The following is a 16,125-nucleotide window of genomic DNA, read 5'->3' on the forward strand; positions in this document are numbered from 1 at the left end:
AGGGGAAGGACGAGTCTGGGTACAAGATGACTTTCTACGCCCGGAAAGGCGATGCGGACAAGAGCCCCATCTTCTGGAAGCGCAAGGATTTCCCGGATGTAGTCTATCGTACCGACGAAGCCAAACTGCGCGCGATCATCGAAGAAATCCTGCATTTCTACCTGGTCGGACGCCCGCAATTGGTCGGCACCACCTCGGTCGAACATTCCGAACGTCTTTCAGATCGGTTGAAAGCCGAGCCCATCCGCCGCCTGCTGCAGGTGATTTTGGTCAGGCGCGCCTGGATGGAAAAGAACCAGCAGGAGCTCATCGAGCAGCGTATCAAAGAGCTGGAATTCCTCAACAAACCGTTGGATGATCTCAATCCGGGTGAACTTCGCCAGGCCGGCAAACCCCTGGGCCTGTCTTCGATCAACCCCGAGGATCCCGCCAACCTGGATATCCTGCTGCGTGCGCTGGATGTGACGCAGAATGAAAAAGAACGCCTGATCAAGTCCATTCAGGGCGGCGTCCCGCACCAGGTCTTGAACGCGCGCAAGCATGACGAAGAAAGCCAGATCATTGCCCGCGCCGGTTCGTTCGGCATGGTCACCATTGCCACCAACATGGCCGGCCGCGGTGTGGATATCAAACTGGGTGGTGAACTGCCCGAAGATGTGCTGGCCGGCGTTATTCGCGTGCTGAGCCGCAGCGAAAAAGATCCCTACGACATGAGCAACGAGCAACGCCGCCAGGCGCTGCAGGCCATGCCGCGCGAAGATTACGGGATCTACGAGGAATCGGTCAACGCCTTTTTGGAATACATGGATAACATGGAACGCGTCCGCGCCCTGGGCGGCTTGCATGTCATTGGGTCCGAACGCCACGAGGCGCGCCGCATCGATAATCAGTTGCGCGGCCGCGCCGCTCGCCAGGGCGATCCGGGCTCTTCCCGCTTCTACCTTTCCCTCGAAGACGAATTGATGCGCCTGTTTGGCGGGCAGCAGGTGGACAACTTGATTCAGCGCCTGAACATCGACGATAACTATCCCATCGAACACAATCTGCTGGGACGGTTGGTGGAACAGGCTCAGGAACGCGTCGAAGGCAGCAATTTCGATGTCCGCAAACACCTGCTGGAATACGACGACGTGCTCAACACGCAACGCCAGCGGATCTACTCGCAGCGCGACCTCGTTTTCACCAAGCCCGATTTGACCGATGACGTTCTCGAAATGTTGGAAACAGACCTGAACCTGCGCGTTCCGGAGGCGTTGAAGGATAAGGAAGAAGGCCCCTGGCGGCTTCTGGCGTTCATGGACGAAGTCCAACCGACGTTCGACTACGAAGGTGTGCTTTATCCCACCCTGACGTTACGCCTGCTGATCGACGATCTCAACCAACGGCTCGAAAAAACGCCAGGCACGGTTTATGATATGCGCGAAGCCTGCCTTGAGACGGCCGCCCGCGCCCAGCAGGCTGAAAACGAGCACATTCTCAAATCTGCGCGAAAACTGCTCGAAAACATGAGTGAGGCCCTCGAGCGCCAGCGCGACGAGCGGTTTGAAGTGCTGGATAATTACCTCGAGTCGCTGAAGGATAAAGAAGAGGAAGAACCGGCCGTCCAACGCAGGCCGCAGGAAATCGCCGATGAGTTGGGTCTGCTGCTGCACACGCCGCTCCGCCTGACGCCTGATCAGGTCCGCCAACTTTCCGACGGATCCGAACCTGTAAAAGACGCCATTCGAGAGCAAATCGAAACCAATTTGTTGAACATTGCCATCGCGCGTTCAACCGGCGTGCTTGAACGGCGCGTGGAAAATTTCGGCTTCAAGTCGGGCCAACTGCAAAACCTGAGCTGGCAGGAAATTTCAGAATCCATGCTTCAATCGGCCGAAAGTGGGCTTTCGGCGCAGGCTGAGCGTCTGGTTGGAGAAAATGGTCAAATTGCTCATGACCTCGAACCCTGGGTCGAAAAGCTCAAGGACGTTCCGATCGTGGAGCGCAATCTGGCCGCCATGCTTTCGTTGATGGCCCAGGGGACGCGGGTTGCTTTCGACAAGCGGACCCACCGCCAGGCAACCATGCGCTACGTACGTCTGAATTATGTTTACCTGGCCGCTCGCCAGTTGGAAGATCGCCCGGCCGGCGAAGTGACCAGGTTGGTGCTGGACCATGTCCGCGGAGCACTGGATGCATTACGGCGCATCTGGGGCATCAATGAATGGAAACGGTTGAACCAGAACCAGATCACGCTGAACCAACTCGAGCCGCGCCAGCAGGAATATCTGGCCGAACAGATTGGCGCCGAAAAGTTTTCCGAAATCGCCGCCCAACCCCTCGCGGAAATGGCCCCGGAAGACCGTGACCAGATGATGAGCGTCTTCGGAAAACGGATGTTGAACGAAAGCCACCGGGAGTTGTTGCTTTCGGTCATATCGCAGGCCTGGGTGGAGTATCTGACCAAGATCGAAGCCTTGCGGGTGTCCATCGGGTTGGAAGCCTATGCGCAGCGCGATCCGTTGGTGCAATATAAGGGCAAAGCCTCTGAATTATTCCAGGAACTGCTCAAGGAAATTCGATCGGGCGTGGTCAACCGCATGTTCACCTTCCGGCCCAGCCGGGCGGCCTCCATCAATGTCGAACACGAGCACGCCGAAGCGCCTGCTGAGGCCGAAGCCGTCGAAGAAAGCGTTCCGGTCGAGGCTGGCCCGGTGGAACAGACCAGCGCCGCCAGAAAGAAACGCCGCCGCCATTAACACGGAGTAAATCCACAGGCGTCGAAAATGTGATTTTAATCATGACGCCGGAGAAATTCAAACCAGAAATGGATTAAACACGTCCATTTCTGGTATAATCTTTAAGTTATAAAGGCTCTGCTGATCTAGACAGCCGAGGGGTTGTCAAGAAGCATGGATGCATTTATAATGTGCCTTATATTTTAGCAACCGGAGTACACAGATCGTATGATGGACCAAAACGACGCCCAACTCGAGCAGGGGGCAACGCCCGAGAATCATCAGGTTGACAACCAAAACGACATGGCCTCTCTTCTCGAACAAGAAGGTCCTGGCATCGATTTCCCCAAAGCCGGCGAGATTCGCACTGGAATGATCGCCAGCATCACCCCAGGACAGATTTTGGTCAGTGTCGGTACAAAATCGGAAGGTGTAATTACCGGCAAGGAATATGAACTGATTCCTGCCGATGAGCTTTCCGAGCTAAAAGTAGGTCAGGAAATCCCGGTCTTTGTCGTCAACCCCGAGGACCAGAACGGGAATCTTGTCCTCTCGTATGTTCGGGCGCGTGAAGAAGTCAGTTGGACGCGGACAGAAGAATTGCTCGCTTCCAAAGAGGTCTATCACAGCTCGATCGTCGGCTATAACAAGGGTGGCCTGATCGTCCCGGTCGGCGGCCTGCGTGGTTTTGTCCCCTCCTCGCAGATCAGCCTGTCCCGCCGCGCCAGCCTGTCGGGTGAGACGCCCGATCAACGCTGGAGCAAGATGATCGGTCAGGAAATCGATGTGATCGTGATCGAAGTCGACCGCGAACGCCGCCGCCTGATCCTTTCCGAACGCGCCGCCAGCACCGAGACCCGCGAATCCCTCAAGGAACGCGTGATCGACGAGCTCAAAGAAGGCGAAATCCGCACCGGCCGTGTCACCAGCCTGGCCGACTTCGGCGCTTTCGTCAACATCAACGGCGCCGATGGCCTGGTTCACCTCTCCGAAATCTCCTGGGACCGCATCCAGCATCCGGGTGAAGTTCTCAAGGTCGGACAGGAAGTCAAGGTCAAGGTCATCAGCATTGACCGCGAAAAGAAACGCATCGGCCTTTCCATCCGCCAGTTGCTTGAGGATCCCTGGACCCAGAAGTCTGCCAAGTATGCTGTGGGCCAGCTTGTGGAAGCCAGCATTACCCGTCTCACCAAGTTCGGCGCCTTTGCCCGCCTGGAAGATGACCTGGAAGGCTTGATCCACATTTCCGAAATCAGCGAGAAGCGCATCGAGCACCCCAAAGAGGTGCTGCATGAAGGCGAAGCCGTCACCCTGCGCATCATCAAGATCGATCCGGAAAATCACCGCATCGGCCTGAGCCTGCGCCGTGTCGAATCGATGGCCTACGCCGACATGGACTGGCAGTCGTTGGATGATATCCTCAACAATGAGGAAGAAAAACCCACCGACGAAGCCGAAGCCTAAGTCTCATATAGGTTCGATATAGGGAGCGCACCGTTGGTGCGCTCCTTTTTCTACAACTGCTAAGGAAAATCCATGGCTTTCATCATCGACGCGCATGAAGATCTGGCTTATAACGCGCTTTCCTTCAATCGCGATTATCGAAAATCCGCCGCGGAAACCCGGGCGTTGGAAGCCGGAACGACCATTCCCGGCCTGACCGGCGATTCCGTTTTGGGTTGGCCGGATTACCAGCGTGGACAGGTGGCCGTCATATTCGGCACTCTTTTCATCGCCCCGCGCAGCCACGCCGGTGGTCCCTGGGAAAACCAGGTCTTCGACAATCCTGCCAACGCCCACCCTCTTTACCAGCGCCAGGTCGCGTATTACCGCCGCCTGACGGATGAACATCCAGACGAATTCCGCCTGATTGTCTCGCAGGCCGACCTGAAGGCCGTCCTTGAACCCTGGCAATCCCAACCCGCCAATCCACCCGCCGTCACCCATCCGGTGGGGTTGGTCATGCTCATGGAAGGCGGCGAAGGGATCAAAGATCCGCGCGAACTGGAAGAATGGTGGCAAAACGGGCTGCGGTTTTTTGGCCCGGTCTGGTCGGGTACCCGTTGGTGCGGCGGAACTCATGAAGGTCGCGGTTTCACCTCCGAAGGATACGAACTTCTGGAAGTGATGGCCGAAATGGGATACTCGCTCGATATCTCGCACATGAACGAGCAGTCCGCATTGCAGGCCCTGGACCGCTACGAAGGTCAGATCATCGCCTCGCATGCCAACGCGCGCGCCCTCATCCACAATGCCCGCGACGAACGCCAGTTGTCCGATCTGGCCATCCGCCGCCTGATCGAACGGGATGGGGTGATGGGCGTGTTACCCTTCAACCGTTTTCTGGATCCCGAATGGAAGAATTCCGATCCGCGGGAAAGGGTCACGCTCGATCACCTGATCGCGCATATCGATCACGTTTGCGAGCTTGCCGGGGATGCGCGCCACGTCGCCATTGGCAGTGATTTCGACGGCGGGTTTGGCCTGCCGGCGGTTCCCTTTGAAATCGACACGATTGCCGATTTGCAGAAACTGGAAACCCGGCTCCTGGAACGCGGATATCATCAAGATGAGGTACAATTGATTTTTAATGGCAACTGGCAGCGTATGCTCGAAAGAGGCTTGCCTGCATCATGAGCGAAACTGTTCCAAACATTCCCATTCCCCCGATTCTTTCTGAAGACACCATCCCCCAACGACCCTATTCCCGCCGGCGTATCCGAACGGGATTGATGATCACGTTGGTGGGACTGTTGATTTTCCTGGTCGGCGCGCGCCCGAGCATTTTCGGGTTGGACCGAAGCCCGGTGATTGGCTTCGTGCAAATTGCCGTCTTCCTTATCGGCCTGGCGTTGATCTGCATCGGAGGATATCTGAGCATGATGGCGCTTTGGAAAAAGCAGCAGCCGTCCATCGCCGCCGATCTGGGTCTGCGCCTGGTCTGCACCGGTTATGTGGTCGCGGTCTTCGCCGGCATGGCGGATATCTTTGGCCTCGGCAGCCACCCCTTGCCGGGTCTGCCGTTTTTCGGCCAGTGGCAGGCGCGCGGGGTGGAGGTTGGCCAGGCAATCATTGCGATCGGCTTTCTGATGCTGATTCCGTTCAAAAAGCCGGACGATACCCGACCAGCCAGTAAGTAAGCTTAAAAAAACCAGCAGTCGATGCGACTGCTGGTTTTTTAATTAATGAATTTCGGCGATGCCGATGGCCTGCAGCATTTCTTCATTGGTTGAATATTTAAATTCTTCCACCTGAAGCTCGAGCGCCCGGGCCTGCTCTGCGGCCTGCAACTGCTGGAGTTCGTGCCAGGTCACCACGGGTTTCTGCAGCGCCTGAATTCGTTCCTCAATCTCGATCAGCTTATTCGGGCCCGTTTCAGGAAGATCTGTGAGATATTGCAACACGATACGAGCCCCGTTCGTGCCATCTTTTCGGGCGATGCCCACCAGCCCGGTGCTGGCTTTTCGGGACCAACCGGCCACGAAAATATCCTGGATGGGCTCCCCGGTATCCGGATCGATCAGTTCATAGGATTGCTCTTCGACCGGGTAGCGCGGCGCGGGATTCTTGATGAATTCACTGCCCTTGACCGGGATCCCAAGCGAGCCGTCCACCTGATCGCCGATGGCGAAGATCACGGTATCCACATCCAACACGCTGTATTTGCCCAGGCCGCGCGCCTTGGAATCGCCGTTGAGATTGACCAGCGTATTTTCTTCGATTTCCAGGCCACAAACGTGCCTATTCTCATCGCCCAGAATTCGGGTGGGTGAAGCCAGAAATCGCATGTGCAATTTCGTTCTGGAAGTATTCAGATCCCCCTTTTCAAGGGCGGTCATGACGAAATCGTGAAAATCGACCGGATTCTGGCCCACCGAGACCATCACCGGGCGCACCCGTTCCAGTTCGTTGTACAGATCGGATAGATCGATATACGCGACGACGTGCTCCAGCTCTTTGATGTCGAATTTAACCTCGGCCGGGCCCCGCCTGACGACGGAGATCACTTCGTCCACCATCCGGCTGGTCGCCAGGAAACGGGTGATATCCATGCTGACATTACCGGCGCCGATGATGGCGACCCGTTTCCCGATCTCGAATTCTTGAGTGCTGTAGGGTGGCAGACGGTTATAGTGATAAACCAGGTCTTTGGCGTGATAGACGCCGGTCAGGTCTTCTCCGGGCAATCCCAACCATTTGGTGCCCTGAGCGCCTACCGTAACCAGGATTGCCTGAAAGCCCATTTTTCGTAAATCATCCAGGCTGAAATCCGCCTGCGAGCCAATCAAAACATTCCCAAAATAATGCACATTGGGAAGGGATAGGATCTGCCGGAATTGCGTGCGCAAACCTTCCTTCATTTTATGCTTGTCCGGATAGATGCCGTATTCGGCCAGCCCGCCGGGCTTGATATCCCGGTTGAACAAAATAACATCGACTCCCTGAACGGCCAGTTCGCGGGCAGCGAACAGACCAGCCGGACCAGCTCCAACGATCGCCACAAGATGTTTATTGGGTTGCATGCGTCCTCGTTAGATGATCATTTTTGTATAGACATCTCAGTGATTATACATGAGTTTCATTTTCTTTTTTGTCATTTTTATGCTATAGTCAACTCGTCCAGGTCAGTTTGAACTGGAATAATGGTTGAAACCCGATTATCATTCTAGCATCATCAGAAAGGACGATTCCAGATCATGACACTGACCGATTCAGATCCTTCTTCACAATTCAACGCCCCCCAACCTGAAACCGGGCTTTCCTCCGCGAAAAAGAGATCTCTGCAGCAGGCGGCTTACCGTCCGCGCTTCTGGACGCTGACTGCGATCTTTTCCCTGATTGTGAATTTTGTGTTGGTCATTGTTGTCATCGTGCTGTTGACGCAGGTCTTCGCCATCAAGAGCGCCATACAGACCGGTCTGATCGATCCGTTATACGATAATTTCGTCCGGATGGACGAAGCGCGTATTCAAACCACCGTCACCGTCGACACCAGTGTGGCCGCTCGTTTCGATCTGCCGCTGGATACGGACACAACCGTCCGTCTTTCCCAGGATACCTTAATCGATAACGCAAACGTCGACATCAACTCGGGTTCGCTTTCACTCAAAGCCCCGGCGGATATCATCCTGCCCTCCGGAACGAATCTTCCCATTCATCTGTCCCTGACGGTTCCGGTCGACCAGCAAATTCCCATCAGTCTGACCGTGCCAGTGGATATCCCGCTTGACCAGACCGAACTGCATACGCCGTTTGTCGGCCTGCGCGACACCGTTGCGCCTTACCGCGACCTGTTGAATCACATTCCCAACAGTTGGGAAGAAGCCCTGTGCGGGCTTAATCCTGCTAAATTCTGCGCCGCATTGATCCCCTAAGTGCCCCTGAGGGAACTCCATATGATCCCAACGACTTTGGTAAAGCTCCCGAACGGCCTGACCATCCACCTAAAAGAAATCCACACCGCCCCAATCATCAGCCATTGGGTCTGGTATCGCATCGGCTCGCGCGATGAACGCTCCGGTCTGACCGGCATTTCGCATTGGGTCGAACACATGCAATTCAAGGGCACGCCGACCTTCCCAGCGGGCAGCCTGGATAAGGCCATTTCGCGCGAGGGCGGTTTTTGGAACGCTTTCACGCATCTGGATTGGACGACCTTCTTCGAGACGCTGCCCGCGGATAAAATCGACCTGGGCCTGCGCCTCGAGGCGGACCGCATGGTCAACAGCCTGTACGAGGAAGCGGAAGTCGAATCCGAACGCACGGTCATCCTTTCCGAACGCGAAGGAAATGAGAACGAACCGCTCTTCCGCCTGGGTGAAGCCGTCCAGCAGGCCGCTTTCGATCGCCATCCTTACCGCAACGAAATCATCGGTTTGCCGCAGGATCTGGCCGCCATTCAGCGCCCGGATCTGTACCAACACTATCACGCCCATTATCACCCGGGGAATGCGCTTGTGACCGTCGCCGGCGACTTCGAAACCGAAGCCATGCTCAAACGCCTCGAAAATCTATACGGGGCCATTCCAGCCGGCGAACCCGTCGACCATCCAGCCCGCCCTGAATCCCCCCTGACCGCTGAACGGCGGATCGAGGTGAAGGGCCCCGGCAAGACGACCTTCCTGCAGCTTTCCTACCGTGCGCCCGACGCGGCCAATCCGGATTTCTTTCCCTTTTCGGTCATGGACAGCCTGCTGACCGGCCCGACCAGCTTGAACATGTTCGGCGGGGGCGGCACTTCCAACAAAACCAGCCGGCTCTACCGCGCGCTGGTCGAAAAAGAACTTGCCATCGGCGTCAGCGGCGGCACCCAGGCAACCATCGATCCCTTCCTGTATGACATCACCATCACCGTGCGCCCTGGCAAGAACATCGAGACCATCCTGAGCGCCGTGGACGCGGAAATCGATCGGCTGCAGCAGGAAGATGTCCATCCGGACGAAATCGCACGCGCCATCAAACAGGCGCGCGCCATTTTTGCTTACGGCAGTGAGAACATCACCAACCAGGCTTTCTGGCTCGGATACGCCGAAATGTTCGACCATTATGAGTGGTTCGTGGAATACATGCGGCGGCTGGAGCAGGTCACGCCGGCCGAACTTCAACGCATCGCGCGAGAGTATCTCGCGTCGAGCCGGCGAGTGGTCGGCATTTACATCCCCAGTGGAGAGGAGGACCCCAAAGAATGAACAAGAATTCCAATTCATCCTGGAAGTCCCTGCCCGGCCCGCTGGATATTACGCGCAGCGTGCTGCCGAATGGCATCATCCTGCTCACGCGCTCCAACTATAACAGCCCATCCGTTGTGGTGAGCGGTTATCTGCCCAGCGGTAGTATTTTCGATCCGCGCGAGAAATTGGGATTGGCGCATTTTACCGCGCTGGCCTTGATGCGCGGCACGCAAAAGCACACCTTCCAACAAATCTACGATGCGCTCGAATCGGTCGGCGCCAGCCTGGGGTTTGGCGCCAGCGTGCACAACACCAGTTTTGGTGGCCGCGCGTTGGCTGAGGATCTGCCCCTGCTGCTGAACACACTGAGCGAGGCGATCCGCGAGCCCGGCTTCCCTGCCGAACACATCGAAAGGCTGCGCGCTCAATTACTCACCGGCCTGGCCATGCGCGATCAGGATACCGCTGATCGGGCTTCCATCCGCTTCGATGAGGTTGTATTTGCCGATCATCCGTACGGGTTGCCCGAGGACGGTTACCCGGAGACGATTCAGGCCATCCGGCGCGAGGATATCCTATCCCACCACCAGCGCATATATGGCCCGCGCAATATGGTGCTGGTCGTCGTCGGGGCAGTTTCCGCCAGTCAGGTCTATGATTATGCCAGCCAGGCCTTTGGGGAATGGGAGAATCCACTCCAGCCGGCCGCGCCCGAACTCCCGGTGCTGGCTCCGCTGACGGTACCCGTTCGCGAGCATATTCCCTTGCCCGGCAAGAGCCAGACCGATCTGGTGATGGGCGGATTTGGCCCCAAACGCAGCAGCCCCGATTACCTGGCGGCTTCATTGGGCAACAACATTCTGGGCCAATTCGGCATGATGGGCCGCATTGGCGACGTAGTGCGCGAACAAGCCGGATTGGCTTACTACGCCTCCACAAGTTTGAACTCCTGGATTCACACCGGTTCCTGGGAAGTCTCCGCCGGCGTCAACCCGGCCAACCTGCAACGCGCCATCGACCTGATTCTGGTCGAGATCAACCGTTTCATCTCCGAACCGGTCAGCCTGGAGGAACTGCAGGACAGCCAGGCGAACTATATCGGGCGCCTGCCGCTCTCCATGGAATCGAATAACGGCGTCGCCGCCGCCCTGCTCAATCTGGAACGTTTCCAGCTTGGATTGGATTATTACCAACAATTTCCGGTGCTGGTGGCTGCCATCACGCCCGAGGATGTGTTGCAGGCTGCCCAACGCTACCTGTTCCCCGATCGGATGGTCGCCATCAGTTCGGGTCCCGAATTGCAATCCTGAAGGTCGCAATGCAGCTTCGCAGCGGGGTAGACGTGGTGGAAATAACGCGCTTCGAGCGGTTGAATCCCGCCATAAAACCCCGATTCTTGCAGCGGGTTTTCACGCAGCAGGAGCTCGATAGTTGCCGCGATTCGGCTGCCAGCCTGGCCGGCCGTTTTGCCGTCAAGGAAGCCGTCGCCAAGGCCTTGCACACCGGCATCGGTCCGGTAAGCTGGCAGGACATCGAGATATTCGAAGGGCCGGCCGGTGAACCTTTACTCGCCCTGCACGGAGAAGCTGCCCGCCTGGCCGATGGGCTGGGTTTGCATCAATGGTCGATCAGCATCAGCCACACCAACACCATTGCCATCGCGGTTGCGGTCGCCATGGGTGAATCCGATTTACCCGACGCTACCGATGGGATCAAAATGAGATAGAATCAGGTTGATCGATGAAAATCCTATCGGTAAGCGATGTCGAACTCGGGATCATTTACAGCTCGCAAATCGCCGAGCGCTTTTACGATGTGGATCTCGTCGTCAGTTGTGGTGATCTGCCGTATTACTACCTCGAATACATTATCAGTACCCTCAATGTTCCACTGTATCACGTGCGGGGGAACCACGCGAATGTGGTCGAAATGACCAGCATGGGCGAGCGCACTGAACCCTGGGGAGCCGTCAACCTGCACCGCAAGGTCATACAGGATGACACTGGCTTGATTTTGGCCGGCATTGAAGGATCGATCCAGTATAATTTCGGCCCGCACCAATATTCACAGGCAGAAATGTGGATGATGGTGTTCATGATGACGCCGGCGTTGTTTCTAAACAAATTACGCTACGGCCGCTATCTGGATGTCTTCGTAACCCATGCCCCGCCCTGGAAGATCCACGACATGACCGATTTGCCCCATCAGGGCGTAAAAGCCTTTCGCTGGTTCGACCATGTCTTCCAACCCCAGGTGCAGTTGCATGGCCACATTCACATCTATCGCCAGGACGCGGTGACCCAAACGCAATTCGAAAAGACTCTGGTGATGAACACCTACGGCTATCGCGAGTTTTACATCAATGTTCCACGCAGCCGGCTGCATCGATAACCGCAAAACCGTTTACCGGTATTGGAAGGAGGCAAAACATGCCTGAAGAAAGTAAACCCGGATCGTTGAATTCAATGCTTTCCCAAACCGCCAAGGATGACTTCGACCAGGCCCTGCGCAAGGGATTCTGGCGTTCGTTTTCAGCCTGGTTCAAAGGAAAGGAAAATCGCCTGCTGCCATATGATGAGGTGCGCCGTCTGATGCCCTATCAAGGCCAGCATTATCTGGGTATGCGCGAGATTCCGTTGAACAAGATCATTGGCAGCGTGGGGCGATACCAGGATTTCGACCGCGCATTTCTACCCCGCCGCGCGAACCTCGGTTCGCGATGGGTCAGCATCGATATAGCCCATCTACAGGACGTCATCCTGCCCCCCATCGAGGTCTATAAAATCGGGGATGCATATTTCGTCAAGGACGGCAATCACCGTGTATCGGTGGCCAGGGAACGGCATCAGGAAGAGATCGATGCCTATGTCATCGAAGTCGATTCGCCGGTCGTGGTGGATGAAAACACCAACATCGATGATTTGATCCGCCAGATCGAGAAAAAGGATTTCGAACAACGTACTCGCTTGATGGATCTTCGCCCGGAAGCAAAAATCGACCTATCCTTGCCCGGCGCGTATACCAATCTCTTCGAACACATCGAAACTCACCGTTGGTTTCTGGGTGAGCGTTGGAAACGACCGGTGTCCATCGAGGAGGCCACGGCTTCCTGGTACGACGAGGTGTATATGCCATTGATCCAGGTCATCCGCGAACAAGGCACGGTCAAGGAATTTCCCGGCCGCACCGAAGCCGATCTGTATCTCTGGATCATCGAACATCTATGGTATCTGCGTGAAGAGTTGAACAAGGACGTCAGTCTGGAAGATGCCGCTCACCACTTCACCGAGGAATTCGCGTCCTCACCCCTCCGGCATATCGCCAACCTGTTCCGGCAAATCGCAAACGCATTTTCAGAGGGTCATGATCCTTCAATCACGAACGTAGAAAATTCACCAGAGGAAAACCCGGCGCAAAAGAAAGAGGAATAGTTGGGATTGCCTAAAACGCGGACACATTCTCCAGACAAGGTCAGGGGAATGTGTCCGCTCAGAGTTTGCTTTGGGTTTCGAGAATAGCGGTCTCTTTCGGATTACCGCGTATGATTATCAATGTTCCAACAGCCCGATCCAGAGATGATTGGGCAAAACCATCTGGCTGCCGCGAATTTCGATACCGTCGCAGCGCTGCGTCTCTTTGACAGCGCTTGGATGGACGAAACACACCTCGGGTTTCTTGCCGTACTTCTTCTGATAATAATCGGCGGCCCGCGAGACCTTGGCAGGCAGATCGCTGCGTGGATCATTGTCGAACCATAACATGCCTGTTTCCATGGTAGCTTCTCCTTTTATCGGCCAGGAAGCCAGAAATTCATCCAATTTCGCTGAATACGCACACAGAACTGCTGGGTGGGGTGAAACGAACCTGTATCCGGCGGGCGGGTATTGGCCAGCCAGGTCGAATGGAAGGGATCGTTCACATAACCCAGGATTCGCGTTCGAAAGGCGCCTATAAATGGATCATTTTGTTCGACCTTTTCAGGCTGAATCGCGGCCAGGGTCCACATGCGGTGCCTGGCGCCCTCTTTGGCGAACCACTGGAAATTGATCTGGACATCGAAATCCACCCGGTTGAGATAATCGATATCGTCCACCAGCAACAGGTGAATTCCACCTCGAGTCCGGCCATTCATGCGCTGATCGAGAATCCGGCTGAAGCGTAGAATGGCGGGACCGGAGGCGCGGTCGAAGACCGGCAAGATTTCGAGGATATGTTGCCCGGCCAATGCCTGAAACGGCTGCCAGGCACTCGGATCTCGTGAGACAACCAGGATATTCAGATCGTTCGCCGTCGTACAGATCAGGGTCGAAAGAAGGGCCGTCTGGAGCAACCGGGTGCTCCCTTCGATGTGGGTGCTTCCCACCAGCACCGAACCCGGATTGGGATCCGTTAAATCCAGTAAGATCGGCAAACCATCTTCGCAGACGCCCAGGACGGCGGTGGATTCGGGCAGATATGGATGGCGTTGGAGGATTTCCTCGAGGCTCAGCGTAGCGAATGGATTGGCTATCTCCACCACCGGCGCCACCTGGAAATTCAGGGGCCGGATCGTCTTTCCTTTGATTTGAGGCAGGTTTTGAACAGCCATAGCATCACCTTAGAATTTATTTTCTAGTATTCACATTATACCTGAATAGAACATATTTTCAAGACCCAATTTTCAGAATTCTAATTTGGCTACGCGAATTGAATTATTTATACTATTATGATAAAAATAATTAATATTAAACCTCCTCAAGGAGTTTATCATGGTCGATTATGCTCATCCAGAAGTTCTCGTCGAAACGGAATGGGTCGCCAGGCACCTGGACGATCCTAAAGTTCGCCTGGCCGAATCGAACGAGGATTATCTGTTATACGACACAGGCCATATTCCCGGCGCCGTGAAAGTGGACTGGTTTACCACCCTGCAGGACCCACTCCGGCGCGAATTTATCGACAAGGCCGGCTTTGAAAGGCTTTGCTCAACCCTCGGCATCGACCGCGATACCCTGGTGGTCTTCTACGGCGACCGGAACAACTGGTTCGCGTGTTACGCCTTCTGGCTTTTCGAATACTACGGACATCCGCAGTTGAAGATTCTAAACGGCGGGCGCATGAAATGGTTCAAAGAGAATCGTCCGGTCTCGATGGAGTTTCCCAAGTTCCCGCAAACGAATTACAAAGCATCCAAACCCGACCTGTCCATTCGCGCTTTCCGGGATCAGGTGCTGGCTCACGTGCAGCAGCACGGCGCACTTGTGGACGTGCGTTCCCCGGGCGAATACAGCGGCGAACTGTTGCACATGCCCAATTACCCGCAGGAAGGCGCCATGCGCGGCGGGCATATCCCCGGCGCAATGAACATCCCCTGGTCGCAGGCCATCGATGAAATCGACGGCACCTTCAAGCCCGATGAAGAACTGACCCGGCTGTACCTGGGCAAGCATAACCTCGATCCGAAAAAAGAGACCATCGCCTATTGCCGGATCGGCGAACGCAGCTCGCACACCTGGTTCGTCCTGAAGTATCTGTTGGGTTTCGAAAACGTTCGGAATTACGACGGTTCCTGGACGGAATGGGGCAACCTGGTCGGCGCCCCGATCGAAAAAGGATAAGAAAAGACACCATGGATCGCAGCGAAATTCTGGAAATGGTCCTCGATCATTACCATAACCCGCACAATCGAGGTGAATTGACGGATGCGAACGCCATCTGGAATGGTGGGCTGCCCGGTTGCAGCGATATCGTCACCACTTACTTGAAGATCGAAAACGGGCGCATCATCGGGGCCGCTTTCACCGGCGAAGGCTGCACCATCAGCCAGGCGGCCACCTCGATGCTTACGGAAGAACTGGTCGGTCAGGATGTCGAAGCTGTCGCCGGGTTGGACCAATCCACGGTGGTGAATTTACTGGGAAAAGAACTGGTACAAACGCGGCCGCGCTGCGCCACCCTGGGCCTGGATACCTTCCGCGCCGCGGCTCAGGAATATATGCGCCTGCACCCGACGAAGCCATAGATTTCTTACGATTGCCGGAAAGCTGCATATCAGGTGATCCAGATGAAAGGAGGGCCTGAAATGTAGCTTTTTTTACTATTTTAAGGTATCCTTATAGGCGTTTGCAGGCAAGAATTCTATTCCTGCAAATAAAAAGAAAACCCAAAGCCGGAATAAAACTGCATAGGGAGGCCAGTGTGATTAAAGAAACGGTAAAAGAAGCTGAAACTCGCATGAAGGGCGCCCTTCAGAATCTCGAAGATAGTCTCGCGACGATTCGAACTGGACGCGCCAGCCCTGCTTTGGTCGAAAAACTACCGATCGACTATTACGGAGCCCCCACGCCCTTGATGCAGTTGGCCAGCATCAGTGTCCCCGAACCACGCACCTTGATGATTCGACCATTCGATGCCTCCAGCCTTAAAACGATCGAACGCGCTATCATTGCCTCCGATCTGGGTCTGACGCCCAACAATGACGGCCGGGTCATTCGCCTGAATCTACCGCCCCTGACGGAAGAGCGCCGCCGCGACCTGGTCAAGATCGTCCACAGCCGCCTGGAAGAATGCCGCGTTTCCATCCGAAATGTTCGTCGCGATTTGCTTAAGGATTTGCGTGAATTCGAGCACGAGAAGATGATTTCCGAAGATGACCTCAAACGAGGCGAGGAAGAGCTTCAGAAATTAACCGATAAAATGATTGCGCAAACAGAGGAAATCGGCGAACGTAAAGAAAAGGAAATCCTGGAAGTGTAAGC

16 protein-coding genes are annotated in these 16,125 nt (G+C 55.5%); 13 read left to right on the top strand and 3 right to left on the bottom strand.

Annotated elements, in window-relative coordinates; all coding sequences use genetic code 11:
• The first annotated feature begins 26 nt into the window (after positions 1-26).
• The 4 genes from LARV_RS20610 to LARV_RS16075 all read left to right on the top strand — a co-directional run bounded on the left by LARV_RS20610 (position 27) and on the right by LARV_RS16075 (position 5,857).
• Entirely contained in the window at positions 27-2,738 is a 2,712-nt protein-coding gene (locus LARV_RS20610; RefSeq protein ID WP_407936373.1) for a preprotein translocase subunit SecA, read from the top strand.
• 207 nt (positions 2,739-2,945) lie between these two features.
• Positions 2,946-4,181: a 30S ribosomal protein S1 gene (locus tag LARV_RS16065; RefSeq protein WP_236709993.1), complete on the top strand. Its 1,236-nt coding sequence runs from the start codon at positions 2,946-2,948 to the stop codon at positions 4,179-4,181.
• Positions 4,182-4,253: 72 nt separating this feature from the next.
• Entirely contained in the window at positions 4,254-5,354 is a 1,101-nt protein-coding gene (locus LARV_RS16070; protein WP_075074591.1) for a dipeptidase, read from the top strand.
• On the top strand, positions 5,351-5,857 hold the full coding sequence (locus LARV_RS16075; RefSeq protein WP_075074592.1) for a hypothetical protein: 507 nt from the start codon (positions 5,351-5,353) through the stop codon (positions 5,855-5,857). The genes LARV_RS16070 and LARV_RS16075 overlap by 4 nt, the downstream gene beginning before the upstream one ends.
• A gap of 42 nt (positions 5,858-5,899) precedes the next feature.
• Here the strand turns inward: LARV_RS16075 and LARV_RS16080 are convergent, their stop codons facing one another.
• The gene (locus tag LARV_RS16080; RefSeq protein ID WP_075074593.1) at positions 5,900-7,240 is read right to left on the bottom strand and encodes an FAD-dependent oxidoreductase; all 1,341 of its coding nucleotides are present in this window, start codon (positions 7,238-7,240) and stop codon (positions 5,900-5,902) included.
• A gap of 174 nt (positions 7,241-7,414) precedes the next feature.
• On the opposite strand from LARV_RS16080, the gene LARV_RS16085 reads away from it, so the two are divergent.
• Genes LARV_RS16085 through LARV_RS16110 form a run of 6 tightly spaced genes read left to right on the top strand, consistent with a single transcriptional unit; the run spans position 7,415 to position 12,819 of the window.
• The gene (locus tag LARV_RS16085) at positions 7,415-8,092 is read left to right on the top strand and encodes a hypothetical protein (RefSeq protein WP_075074594.1); all 678 of its coding nucleotides are present in this window, start codon (positions 7,415-7,417) and stop codon (positions 8,090-8,092) included.
• Between the two features lie 21 nt (positions 8,093-8,113).
• Positions 8,114-9,406, top strand: a complete 1,293-nt coding sequence (locus tag LARV_RS16090; protein WP_075074595.1) for a M16 family metallopeptidase — start codon at positions 8,114-8,116, stop codon at positions 9,404-9,406.
• A complete protein-coding gene (locus tag LARV_RS16095; RefSeq protein ID WP_075074596.1) occupies positions 9,403-10,698 on the top strand; it encodes a M16 family metallopeptidase in 1,296 nt (431 codons plus the stop codon). The genes LARV_RS16090 and LARV_RS16095 overlap by 4 nt, the downstream gene beginning before the upstream one ends.
• A gap of 8 nt (positions 10,699-10,706) precedes the next feature.
• Entirely contained in the window at positions 10,707-11,114 is a 408-nt protein-coding gene (acpS, locus tag LARV_RS16100) for a holo-ACP synthase (protein WP_075074597.1), read from the top strand.
• Positions 11,115-11,128: 14 nt separating this feature from the next.
• The gene (locus LARV_RS16105; protein ID WP_075074598.1) at positions 11,129-11,779 is read left to right on the top strand and encodes a metallophosphoesterase family protein; all 651 of its coding nucleotides are present in this window, start codon (positions 11,129-11,131) and stop codon (positions 11,777-11,779) included.
• A gap of 38 nt (positions 11,780-11,817) precedes the next feature.
• Positions 11,818-12,819: a DUF4032 domain-containing protein gene (locus LARV_RS16110; protein WP_075074599.1), complete on the top strand. Its 1,002-nt coding sequence runs from the start codon at positions 11,818-11,820 to the stop codon at positions 12,817-12,819.
• 117 nt (positions 12,820-12,936) lie between these two features.
• Here LARV_RS16110 and LARV_RS16115 read toward each other — a convergent pair whose 3' ends face one another.
• Both LARV_RS16115 and LARV_RS16120 read right to left on the bottom strand, forming a co-directional pair.
• Positions 12,937-13,161 carry a hypothetical protein gene (locus tag LARV_RS16115; protein WP_075074600.1) on the bottom strand — a complete coding sequence of 75 codons (225 nt, stop codon included), beginning with the start codon at positions 13,159-13,161 and terminating at the stop codon, positions 12,937-12,939.
• A 14-nt stretch (positions 13,162-13,175) separates the two neighbouring features.
• Positions 13,176-13,976: a hypothetical protein gene (locus LARV_RS16120; RefSeq protein ID WP_075074601.1), complete on the bottom strand. Its 801-nt coding sequence runs from the start codon at positions 13,974-13,976 to the stop codon at positions 13,176-13,178.
• Positions 13,977-14,136: 160 nt separating this feature from the next.
• On the opposite strand from LARV_RS16120, the gene LARV_RS16125 reads away from it, so the two are divergent.
• The 3 genes from LARV_RS16125 to frr all read left to right on the top strand — a co-directional run bounded on the left by LARV_RS16125 (position 14,137) and on the right by frr (position 16,123).
• A complete protein-coding gene (locus tag LARV_RS16125; RefSeq protein ID WP_075074602.1) occupies positions 14,137-14,985 on the top strand; it encodes a sulfurtransferase in 849 nt (282 codons plus the stop codon).
• Positions 14,986-14,996: 11 nt separating this feature from the next.
• Positions 14,997-15,389, top strand: coding sequence for an iron-sulfur cluster assembly scaffold protein (locus tag LARV_RS16130; protein WP_075074603.1), 393 nt, complete (start codon positions 14,997-14,999; stop codon positions 15,387-15,389).
• Positions 15,390-15,565: 176 nt separating this feature from the next.
• Positions 15,566-16,123: a ribosome recycling factor gene (gene frr / locus LARV_RS16135; protein WP_075074604.1), complete on the top strand. Its 558-nt coding sequence runs from the start codon at positions 15,566-15,568 to the stop codon at positions 16,121-16,123.
• Positions 16,124-16,125: the final 2 nt, after the last annotated feature.

The organism is Longilinea arvoryzae, from assembly GCF_001050235.1.
GTDB classification, from domain to species: domain Bacteria; phylum Chloroflexota; class Anaerolineae; order Anaerolineales; family Anaerolineaceae; genus Longilinea; species Longilinea arvoryzae.

Coding starts and splice junctions, on each gene's coding strand:
- LARV_RS20610 (WP_407936373.1), top strand. CDS start 27: ATGACTTTCTACGCCCGGAAAGGCGATGCGGACAAGAGCCCCATCTTC.
- LARV_RS16065 (WP_236709993.1), top strand. CDS start 2,946: ATGATGGACCAAAACGACGCCCAACTCGAGCAGGGGGCAACGCCCGAG.
- LARV_RS16070 (WP_075074591.1), top strand. CDS start 4,254: ATGGCTTTCATCATCGACGCGCATGAAGATCTGGCTTATAACGCGCTT.
- LARV_RS16075 (WP_075074592.1), top strand. CDS start 5,351: ATGAGCGAAACTGTTCCAAACATTCCCATTCCCCCGATTCTTTCTGAA.
- LARV_RS16080 (WP_075074593.1), bottom strand. CDS start 7,240: ATGCAACCCAATAAACATCTTGTGGCGATCGTTGGAGCTGGTCCGGCT.
- LARV_RS16085 (WP_075074594.1), top strand. CDS start 7,415: ATGACACTGACCGATTCAGATCCTTCTTCACAATTCAACGCCCCCCAA.
- LARV_RS16090 (WP_075074595.1), top strand. CDS start 8,114: ATGATCCCAACGACTTTGGTAAAGCTCCCGAACGGCCTGACCATCCAC.
- LARV_RS16095 (WP_075074596.1), top strand. CDS start 9,403: ATGAACAAGAATTCCAATTCATCCTGGAAGTCCCTGCCCGGCCCGCTG.
- acpS (WP_075074597.1), top strand. CDS start 10,707: ATGCAGCTTCGCAGCGGGGTAGACGTGGTGGAAATAACGCGCTTCGAG.
- LARV_RS16105 (WP_075074598.1), top strand. CDS start 11,129: ATGAAAATCCTATCGGTAAGCGATGTCGAACTCGGGATCATTTACAGC.
- LARV_RS16110 (WP_075074599.1), top strand. CDS start 11,818: ATGCCTGAAGAAAGTAAACCCGGATCGTTGAATTCAATGCTTTCCCAA.
- LARV_RS16115 (WP_075074600.1), bottom strand. CDS start 13,161: ATGGAAACAGGCATGTTATGGTTCGACAATGATCCACGCAGCGATCTG.
- LARV_RS16120 (WP_075074601.1), bottom strand. CDS start 13,976: ATGGCTGTTCAAAACCTGCCTCAAATCAAAGGAAAGACGATCCGGCCC.
- LARV_RS16125 (WP_075074602.1), top strand. CDS start 14,137: ATGGTCGATTATGCTCATCCAGAAGTTCTCGTCGAAACGGAATGGGTC.
- LARV_RS16130 (WP_075074603.1), top strand. CDS start 14,997: ATGGATCGCAGCGAAATTCTGGAAATGGTCCTCGATCATTACCATAAC.